This is a genomic window from Pseudoalteromonas sp., from assembly GCF_041613455.1.
In the GTDB taxonomy this organism is placed as follows: Bacteria; Pseudomonadota; Gammaproteobacteria; order Enterobacterales; family Alteromonadaceae; genus Pseudoalteromonas.
On the sequence record NZ_JBFJHD010000114.1, the window covers coordinates 1 to 9,938 of the forward strand.

Sequence of the window (9,938 nt, forward strand, 5' to 3'; positions counted from 1 at the left end):
TAACCTTATGCGTTAATCATGCCAAACAAAAACCTGTTTATAATCAAGCAAATAAAAACATAGCCATGCAACTTAACACGCATTCTAGCGCATAAGTTACACAGCCATTGTAAATATTATAGGTTACGTTTACGCCATAATAAGTAGGCTGCAGGCAGTACCAATAAGGTTAACACTACGGCGCTAAACATGCCGCCAACCATAGGTGCTGCAATGCGGCTCATCACTTCACTACCGGTGCCCGTGCCATACAATACCGGTAATAAACCAATCACTATCGTGGCAACCGTCATCATCACCGGGCGTACTCTTAGCCCAGCCCCAGTCACAATAGCCTGCTTGAGTTGCTCAAAACTAAGCGCGACTCCAGCCTGCTGCGCCTGACATTGCTGCTGTTGATAGGCTTGATTTAAATACACCAACATGATCACGCCAATTTCTACCGCCACCCCCGCAAGGGCAATAAAGCCAACCCCGACGGCCACTGAGAAGTTAAAGCCTTCGAGGTACATCAACCATACTCCGCCAATCATTGCCAACGGCAGTGTCGCCATAATGATGGTTACTTCGGCAAAACTTCTAAAGTTGAGGTACAGCAAAATAATGATAATCGCGAGTGTTAATGGCACTACATACGCGAGTTTTTGCTTTGCCCGCTCCATGTATTCGTACTGCCCAGCCCAGCTAATTGAGTACCCAGCAGGCAGCTCTAACTGCTGCGCTAAAACCTGCTGGGCGTTTGCAACATAGCTGCCAATATCAATGTTTTCTATGTCAATAAAGCTCCAACCGTTTAAGCGCGCATTTTCACTTTTAATGCCCGGTGGGCCATCTGCAATGAATACTCGGGCCACATCAGCCAAGGCAATACGTTGCCCTGTGGGCGTTACAATAGGCAGTAACATCAGCTCCTCAGGTGAATCACGGTAATGTTGCGGATAACGTAAATTAACCGGATAACGCTCCTGCCCTTCCACTGTTTGTGTGACATTCATGCCGCCAATGGCGGTCGCCACAACTTGCTGAACATCGGCGATATTGAGGTTGTAACGTGCGGCTTTTTCGCGATTTATATCCACTTTAATATAGCGTCCGCCAGCGACGCGCTCCGAGTAAACCGACGCCGTACCAGGGACATCTTTTAGCAGCTGCTCTATTTGCTGACCAATTTTTTGAATTTCACTCAGTTTAGGCCCCGCCACTTTAATGCCAACGGGGGTTTTAATCCCAGTGGCCAGCATATCAATGCGGGTTTTAATCGGCATCACCCACGCATTGGTAAGGCCGGGAAACTTCACTAAACTATCAAGCTCTTTGGTGAGCTTTTCAAGTGTCATTCCTGGGCGCCATTGTGCTTTCGGCTTGAGCTGAATAAAAGTTTCGATCATCGTTAACGGCGCCGGATCTGTGGCGGTTTCTGCTCGCCCTACCTTACCAAACACCGTTAATACCTCTGGCACGGTAGCAATCAGTTTATCGGTTTGTTGCAGTAGCTCACGCGCTTTGCCAATGGAAATACCGGGGTACGTGGTTGGCATATACATTAAATCGCCTTCATCGAGTGGCGGAATAAACTCACTGCCTATTTTATTCAGCGGATAAAAACCGATCAGCGTGATAATCACTGCCAGTAACAGGGTCATTTTTGGAAACTTTAACACCCACTGCAGTAATGGCTTGTATGCCCCAACGAGCACTCGGTTAACGGGGTTTTTGTGCTCCGCAATGACTTTGCCGCGAATAAAATACCCCATTAGCACTGGCACTAAGGTGATCGCCAACCCTGCCGACGCGGCCATGGCATAGGTTTTAGTATACGCCAACGGGGCAAACATCCGCCCTTCTTGCGCTTCTAAAATAAACACAGGCATAAAGCTGACGGTAATAATCATTAAACTAAAAAACAGCGCTGGGCCAACCTCGGTGGCAGCCGCCGCCACCACCTGCCAACGGTTTTCTCGAGTTAATGGCGTTTTTTCCATATGTTTATGCATGTTTTCTATCATCACAATCGCGCCATCGGTCATGGCACCAATCGCAATCGCAATGCCACCTAACGACATGATGTTGGCATTAATACCCTGCCAATACATGATGATAAACGCGGTTAAAATACCCAGCGGCAAAGTAAAAATTGCCACTAATGATGAGCGTATATGAAATAAAAACACCACACAGACCAAAGCAACTACCGCCAGCTCTTCAAGTAACTTAGCGCTGAGGTTATCTATCGCACTATTAATTAAGTTAGAGCGATCATACACAGGAACAATTTCGACCCCCGCCGGCAAGCCTTTTTTTAATGACTCAAGCTTAGCTTTCACCCGCTCAATGGTTTTTTGTGCGTTTTCGCCGTAACGCATTACCACCACGCCACCAGCGACTTCACCTTCGCCATTCAGCTCGGCAACGCCACGGCGCATTTGCGGTCCTAAGCGAATATCGGCAACATCGCGTAATTGCAATGGTGCACCATTGGCGTTAACCCCTAACGGAATAGCCGCTAAGTCGGCAACGCTTTTAATATAACCGCTACTGGTTACCATGTATTCAGCCTCGGCCATTTCCACCACCGACGCGCCCATTTCTTGATTACCTTGTGCAATGGCGGTTTGAATTAAACTCAGTGGAATACCATACGCACGTAATTTATCGGGTGCCACGGTGACTTGATATTGCTTTACCATGCCGCCTACCGACGCCACTTCTGACACCCCAGGCAGTGCTTGTAATTCAAACTTTAAAAACCAGTCTTGAATACTGCGTAATTGGCTTATGTCGTGCTGCCCTGTTTTATCCACCAGCGCATATAAATACACCCAGCCCACTCCAGTGGCATCGGGCCCAAGCTCGGCACGTGCGGTGTCGGGCAAACGACTGGCTACTTGACTTAAGTACTCTTGTACGCGGCTACGTGCCCAGTACAAGTCGGTTTTTTCATCAAAAATGACATACACATAGGAGTCGCCAAAAAACGAAAAACCCCTCACGGTTTGTGCTCCCGGCACCGATAACATCGCCGTAGTCAGCGGAAATGTCACCTGATCTTGCACCACTTGCGGTGCTTGTCCTGGGTATGACGTTTTAACAATCACTTGCACATCGGATAAATCGGGTAAGGCATCAACTGGGGTTTGTTTGATGGCAAACATACCGCCACCGATTAGCATAGCGGTCAGCACTAACACAAAAAAACGATTGGTTATTGACCAGCGAATAACTGCAGCTATCATACTTCCTCCTAATGCCCGTGATGCGATGGCTGCGTGCTATCGCCATTCGCTGTGTTATTAGGCGCAATATCAATAGCGCTGATCACAAATTCACCGTGTTGCACACTAAAGGTAAAGTTTACCTGTTGCTGCGCTGCAAGCGCGGTTAAATCAACATCGTCGGCAAACATAAAATCGACAGTCGCCGGGCCGCGTCGCCATTTTTCTATTGCGCCACGGCTAATGTTGGCCACCCGCTTGGTTTTATCAATGCGGTTTATAACGCCCGATACACGAGCGACATTGCTTGGCTGTGACTCAGCTTGGCTGCTAGGCATAATATGAATCGCGGTTAATAAATAACTCTCATCAGCTTGCTTGGTAATTTCAAAGTGTAGGTTTTGACCACGTTTTAGTGCGCTAAAGTCAACGCTTTCAGCCACGGTAAAGTCCATGGTCATTTGCGGCCAATCAAGCGCTTTAATAGGTTGATGGCTTATGGTCACCGTGCGTTGCTCCGCCATTACCATGTTAATTAGCCCTTCAGCCCACACCGAGCTGGCAGCTTGGGGGGCTTGCATGCGCTTAAAGTCAGAGTTTTTACTGGATTCTGAATCAAGTAAGAACTGCGCTGAGGTAACCACCTCATCATCGGCCTCTAGCCCCGATAAAATCGCAATATGCTCGCTATCACTGCGCCCCAGCTCTACTGCCACCGATTTAAAGCGCCCTTCCCCAAGTACAACCACCACACGATTTTGCTCGCCGGTACGGATCACCGCTTCTTTAGGCACAATTAACTGTGGCGCATTGGCATCGGTGGCAATGCGTACTTGTGCAAACATATTAGGTTTAAGTTGATGATCTTTATTATTAAAGCGTAAACGTACACGTAATGTGCGATTTTTAGCATCTAAGGTGGGGTAAATATAATCGACCCGCCCTTGCCAACTTTGCCCCGTTAAATAATCCAGTGTCATGGTCACCGCTTGACCCACTTGGATCAGCGCAGCTTGGCGCTCAAACACTTCTGCTTCAACCCATACTTCGTCTAGCTGCGCGATACTCATCATGGTGGTGCCTGGTTGCACATAAAAACCTTCGCGCACATTCAGCTCTTCAACCACGCCGCTGTGACGGGCGTAAAACGTAATCTGTTGCTTGATTTGCTCACTGGCTTGTAATTGTTTAATAAACTGCTGCGACACATTAAGTGATGCCAACCGCGCTTTTGCTGCGCGAATAAGCACGCGATTATTGCGCTTAAGTGCCAATAAAAACTCTTCTTGGGCATTCACTAATTGCGGCGAGTACAAAGTATAAAGGGGTTCACCTTGCTCAACCGTGTCTCCGGTGGCTTTGATATACAAGGTCTCTATCCAGCCGGCTACCCGCGGGTGAATATGGATCAGCTGATCTTGATTGTATTGCACATAGCCGACCGTTTTTACTTCGTGTTGTAATGCTTGATACTGTACTTTAACAGTGCGCACACCTAAGTTATTGATTACTTCTGGGGATATTGTCACAGCCCCCGGCCCGTGCTGCTCGTCGGCACTACTTTGTTGATAAACAGGCACTAACTCCATGCCCATGGGCGATAACCCGGGTTCATCACGGCGATAATTACTGTCCATAGGCGCCACCCAGTATAGTGGCTTTTTAACGTCACTATCAGCGTCTGATGCAGGAGCCGTTGGTAATAATGAGAGTGTCATGGCTGTTAAGCCTCCCCCCACGAGGGCAGCCACTAGCAGTTTTAAATTAGTATTCATGTTGCATCTCCTGTGCAGGCAGCGCATTGATTGCAGCATCGTGACTGCTAGCGTAATAGTTTAAGCGGGCAATAATAATTTGCTGGTCTATTTGAATATTTAACGCGTCTATTTTTGCGTTCAGTTCACTGATACGAGCGCGCATCACTTCGGAAAAGTCGCCATCATCACGGGTATAAGCATTGAGTGTGGCTTGTGCCTGCTCTGCCATTTGTGGCAAAAGTTTAGTTTGATACAGTGCAGCGCGCTTTTTAAGCTCAGCCAATTGGCTCACCTCTTTAAAGTACATGCCTTTTAACTGTTGCAGGGCAATGAGCTTTTGCGTTTTAAATGCTTCTGCTGTGGCTACGGCGGCGTTAACTTGCTGATCTTGGCGGTTACTGGTAAACAGCGGTATATCGACACTCATACCAATTGAAAACATATCAGCACGCGATTCCCCCAGCGGCGTATCGGCGCGATAGCCATAACCCAGTTCGACGCCAAATTGTGGTTGGTAACTTTGCTGCGCCACTTTCACTTCAGTTTGTTTAGCATTGACGGTTTTATCTAGCGCGATAATCGCAGGGTGTGCCATAAGCAATGCCATCAACGATTCAAAATCGAGCGTGCTAAAATCAACCAAGGGGGTAATTTTAGGGTATTGCGTGCTCAGCGGTTGAGTTAGCATCGACATCGGTAACCATTGCGACAAGCGTTTTTTGGCGCTTGCTAATTGCTGGTTTAATAACAATAGTTTATCTTCAAGCCGCGTAAGCTCTAATTGCGCGCGAATAATATCTTGTTGACGGGTGTTGCCTAAAGAGCTGGCATAGCTTGCTTCGGTTACCTGAATCAATTGCGAAAACAATGCTTTATCTTGTTCTATTAGCGCAATACTGCGCTGTGCGCGATACGCATTGAGCCAAGATTCGATAATAATGGTTTTAATTTGCGCCAATCTATCGGCACGTAACCAAGGATACTGCTGCGCAGATTGTGCAAGGGCTTGGCGTTTAAGCGCTAAGCTATCGCCGCGACTAAACATTTGACTAATACCGAGTTTAAATTGCGTCATACCTTCTTGATCCAAGGCAAAACCATTGGTGGGTAAATTCATCAAGCCTAAGGTTAATACCGGATCGGGTAATGTGCCTGCTGCAATGCTTTGTGCTTGTGCCGCAGCTTGCTGGTGCTTGCTGGCTGTTAACCAAGGCTCATGCTCAAACGCATAAGCTATGGTTTCATCAAGGCTAAGTTCATTACTGTGTACTGAAATCGCAGTTGCAAGCATCAGAGCTGCAAAACTGAGTTTAAATGCTATCAAGTGATTCATCACTTACTCCACTAAAATTAATATAACAACTAAAGTTTAGAGGCAGAAAAGGCGAATTAAGTGATATTTACTGAATTTTAACCGCACCGATCCTGCAATTAAGCAAACATTGGCGGGCGGTAGAGTGAGCTAGTTAGATGATGGTGGTTTTGTGGTAGTGGCAAGAGCACTTTTTCGGAGTGTACCACTGATGCAATAAAAAAGGCGTCTATGCTGAGCATCGAGTACGCTGAGCAAGCGCTCACCGGGCAACTGCATTCGTGTTTGCTAGGCAGCGTTTCATCCTCGCAACAATCCATATCCATCATAGCTGCAGTGTGATGTGCCATGCTGGCGTCGCTATGACTGTGAGCATGAGTGGGCGCCATATGCGGCATTGCACAATTCATCGCCACAGACGCAACAGCTTGACCCACAAATGTGAGTAGCAAGAGTATGGTCAATAAACGAATATGAATACGCTGCAAAAAAAGTGCCTTTTCTTTTATTAGGTTCTAGGTGAGTTTATGATAACTTCCTAATTAACACAAATGTTTAGCTGGGTTTTTGTGGCTTGATCAAGCTACTCGCAGCAATCGCAAATAAGCAATAACCGCTAAAATACCAAAATCCGCACCCTAATTGCGCATTCATAGTGATCAACCCGCCGCTTTCACCATTAGCATTGCCGGCAAGGTACGTCACAATAAGCGCAATAACAAACACATCAACCATGCTCCACTTGCTAATCGCCACAATTGTACTGCCTAACTGATACTTAAAACGATTCCCCGGCAACAAACAATAAAGTAATTGTAACAACAGTTTAATCGTGGGGATCACTATTGAAAACAGCGCAACCAGCAGCGCCACCAAATAATTTTGGTTACTAGCTAACTCATCAACCGTACCCCAAATACTGCGGGTTTTTTCATAGGCACTGATCTCGCCTTCGAGCTTATCAAGACCAAGTAGATTCGAGGTCATCAGCAATATATTACGCGTGTGTCCATCCCCCTCATCGGCCAACATTTCTATGCCTGCAGCGGCTAATTTGGATTTAGCTATTTTCCCCTCAAGGGACAGCACTGGCTGAGTCACTCCAGGAATTAGTAAGGCTAAGGCTATTAAAATACTGCTTAAAGAAATGAGTAAACGCATAATATTGCAAAGTTAATCTGATGGTCTGCTGATCATAGCAAATTTACCGCGTGTGGTACTCCTTTAGCGGCGACTATTTAACCCTATTAGCTATAAGGTTATATTCCTCCACGTGTACCCAAGCCGCTATTATAAAGGTATAATAACGGCATTATTTTTATAAAAACCTGAAGAGCATTCGATATGAGCATTGAGCAAGCCTTAGTAGAGCGCAGTAATAACCAATGTGAGTTATGTGCAGCAACAAATAACTTATCTGTGTATGAAGTTCCACCGGTCACTGAAGCCCACTCTGATAAGTGCATTTACACTTGCCAAACATGTAAAGAGCAAATTGAAGCAACAAGCGATTTAGTGGCAACCCATTGGCACTGCTTAAACGATAGCATGTGGAGCCAAACGCCTGCAGTGCAAGTTGTTGCGTATCGTATGTTAAATCGTTTAGCGGCCGATAACGGCTGGGCACAAGATGCGTTAGACATGATCTACCTAGAACAAGATACCTTAGCTTGGGCTCAAACAGCCCTGGCGGACGATGACGAGATAAAACACCTAGATAGTAATGGGGTACAGTTACAAGCGGGTGATACTGTTACCTTAATTAAAGATTTAGATGTAAAAGGCAGTAGCCTAACCGCCAAACGAGGAACGGCTGTGCGTAATATTGGCTTAACCAGTAACCCAGAACATATTGAAGGCAGAGTCGATGGCCAACGCATTGTTATTTTGACTAAATTTGTTAAAAAGTAACGCATTAATAGATGACTAAGGGCGCCGTAGCGCCCTTTTTTATTGCCGCAGCTGCCCCCTTTATTACGCAATTAAGCGCTGATTAAGTAACTAACTACTACCATCTATAAAAATCAGCTACTTAGTACTAAAGGAACAACGATGTTTAAGCCTAAATCAAGCGCCATATTAAAATCAATTGCAGGGATCAGCTTTTTAGCCAGTGGCACACTTATTTTATCGGCGTGTGATGACCCCAAGCATAGCCAGGGTACCACTCAAACAGCAGCAACGGCCACATTAACTACTCAAGTTAGTTACCTCGATCGCAGCATACTAGCGCCTAACTCGCAGCTAACCGTAACCCTTGCCGATGTATCTAAAATGGATACCAAAGCAACCGTTATTAGCCAGCAAGTGATTGATTTAAATGGCGCGCCTCCGTACACCGTGGAGCTTAGCTACGACACTAACAAAATTGATGACGCACTTAGCTACAGTGTGAGTGCACGGATTGAAAATAATGGCGAGCTACTCTACACCAGCACAGCCAATAACAACCCGTTCGCAGCAGATGCATCCACCAGCCCATATAAAATTGTGGTCACAAAAGTAGCTCAAAAACCAGATGTAGAGCTGGTTAATACTTACTGGAAAGCCATGACTGTTGCAGGTAATAGCGTCACGGTTGAAAGCGATGAACCATTCATTCAATTTAGTAACGACACCAAAGTGCATGGCTTTTTAGGCTGTAATAACTTTAACGGTGGTTACCAAGTTGAGCAGCAACATATCAGTTTTAATCAATTAGCGACCACCCAAAAAATGTGTCATGACAGCATGCAGCAAGAAACGGCCATGGCTGAAGTATTAAAAAATACTGCGCAGTGGCAGATTAATGGCGAATCGTTAAGCTTAAAAGATGAAAATGGTGAGCAACTAGCTACTTTTAAAGCGGTATATTTTAATTAACCAATCACCCGCTTGCAGATAAAAATGCCCAGCTAAAAGCTGGGCATTTTTATCACCATCAGTTAATACACGTCACTGTCATTATTCATCCACTAACTGTTCACTGCGGTAAAAGCCACTGCTATCACTAAGTAAATTCACCAGTTCGGGTAATACGCCATCCATGGTTTGTTTTAACTTCCATGGCGGATTAATCACTATCATGCCCGATGCCGTCATGCCATGCACGTCAGTATCGGCTTGTGTGGCTAATTCAAACAATTGAATATTACGCATACCAGAAGCAATTAAGCCTTGCTCTAAGTTGTCGATGCGCGCTCTATCAACCACCGGATACCAAATCATATAAGTACCAGTGGCAAAACGTTGATGCGCTTGTATTAATGTTGTGACGACCGTGTCGTAGTCATCTTTAATTTCGTAAGGCGGATCGATTAACACACAGGCGCGGCGCGATGCTGGCGGCAATAAGCCAATCAAACCGGCAAAACCATTTTCGCCGCGCACGCGAATTGAGCGCTTGCCTTGCATGTTATCTTCAAGTAACAGCAAGTCGCGAGGATGCAACTCAAAAAACCAGCCTTTATCTTGGCGGCGCAAAAAATGCTCAGCAATTTTTGGCGAGCCCGGATAAAACGCTAAGTTAGGGGTATCATTAAACGATTTAATTAACGCCACGTAGTCGTTTATCGCGCTATGTTCGCTAGTATGTTGCCACAGTTTAGCAATGCCATCTTGGTATTCTTGGGTCTTTTGCGCATCGGCGGCGGCCAACTCAAAAAAACCAGCGCCGGA

The 9,938-nt window shown here is 46.0% G+C and carries 8 protein-coding genes; 2 read left to right on the top strand and 6 right to left on the bottom strand.

The annotated features are described in order from the left end of the window. Window positions 1–116 precede the first annotated feature (116 nt). From ABYB02_RS11060 to ABYB02_RS11080, 5 genes are all read right to left on the bottom strand, one after another. Window positions 117–3,233, bottom strand: coding sequence for an efflux RND transporter permease subunit (locus tag ABYB02_RS11060; protein ID WP_372762515.1), 3,117 nt, complete (start codon window positions 3,231–3,233; stop codon window positions 117–119). Between the two features lie 8 nt (window positions 3,234–3,241). Beyond that, window positions 3,242–4,987 (bottom strand): efflux RND transporter periplasmic adaptor subunit, encoded by a 1,746-nt coding sequence (locus ABYB02_RS11065; RefSeq protein WP_372762516.1) that lies wholly within the window; start codon window positions 4,985–4,987, stop codon window positions 3,242–3,244. Next, window positions 4,977–6,302 (bottom strand): TolC family protein, encoded by a 1,326-nt coding sequence (locus ABYB02_RS11070; RefSeq protein ID WP_372762517.1) that lies wholly within the window; start codon window positions 6,300–6,302, stop codon window positions 4,977–4,979. The genes ABYB02_RS11065 and ABYB02_RS11070 overlap by 11 nt, the downstream gene beginning before the upstream one ends. Window positions 6,303–6,400: 98 nt before the next feature. Continuing rightward, a complete protein-coding gene (locus tag ABYB02_RS11075) occupies window positions 6,401–6,769 on the bottom strand; it encodes a hypothetical protein (RefSeq protein ID WP_372762518.1) in 369 nt (122 codons plus the stop codon). A 67-nt stretch (window positions 6,770–6,836) separates the two neighbouring features. Beyond that, window positions 6,837–7,442, bottom strand: coding sequence for a paraquat-inducible protein A (locus tag ABYB02_RS11080; RefSeq protein WP_372762519.1), 606 nt, complete (start codon window positions 7,440–7,442; stop codon window positions 6,837–6,839). A 183-nt stretch (window positions 7,443–7,625) separates the two neighbouring features. Between ABYB02_RS11080 and ABYB02_RS11085 the strand changes: the two genes are divergently transcribed. Both ABYB02_RS11085 and ABYB02_RS11090 read left to right on the top strand, forming a co-directional pair. After that, window positions 7,626–8,192, top strand: a complete 567-nt coding sequence (locus ABYB02_RS11085; RefSeq protein ID WP_372762520.1) for a PhnA domain-containing protein — start codon at window positions 7,626–7,628, stop codon at window positions 8,190–8,192. 141 nt (window positions 8,193–8,333) lie between these two features. Next, complete coding sequence (locus ABYB02_RS11090; RefSeq protein ID WP_372762521.1) at window positions 8,334–9,143, top strand: META domain-containing protein; 810 nt, start codon at window positions 8,334–8,336, stop codon at window positions 9,141–9,143. An 81-nt stretch (window positions 9,144–9,224) separates the two neighbouring features. Here ABYB02_RS11090 and ABYB02_RS11095 read toward each other — a convergent pair. Next, window positions 9,225–9,938: 23S rRNA (adenine(2030)-N(6))-methyltransferase RlmJ (locus ABYB02_RS11095; RefSeq protein ID WP_372762522.1), on the bottom strand; the 714-nt coding region annotated here is incomplete at its 5' end.

Excerpts from the sequence above, each read along its gene's own strand:
- ABYB02_RS11060 (WP_372762515.1), bottom strand. The coding sequence starts at position 3,233 with ATGATAGCTGCAGTTATTCGCTGGTCAATAACCAATCGTTTTTTTGTG.
- ABYB02_RS11065 (WP_372762516.1), bottom strand. The coding sequence starts at position 4,987 with ATGAATACTAATTTAAAACTGCTAGTGGCTGCCCTCGTGGGGGGAGGC.
- ABYB02_RS11070 (WP_372762517.1), bottom strand. The coding sequence starts at position 6,302 with ATGAATCACTTGATAGCATTTAAACTCAGTTTTGCAGCTCTGATGCTT.
- ABYB02_RS11080 (WP_372762519.1), bottom strand. The coding sequence starts at position 7,442 with ATGCGTTTACTCATTTCTTTAAGCAGTATTTTAATAGCCTTAGCCTTA.
- ABYB02_RS11085 (WP_372762520.1), top strand. The coding sequence starts at position 7,626 with ATGAGCATTGAGCAAGCCTTAGTAGAGCGCAGTAATAACCAATGTGAG.
- ABYB02_RS11090 (WP_372762521.1), top strand. The coding sequence starts at position 8,334 with ATGTTTAAGCCTAAATCAAGCGCCATATTAAAATCAATTGCAGGGATC.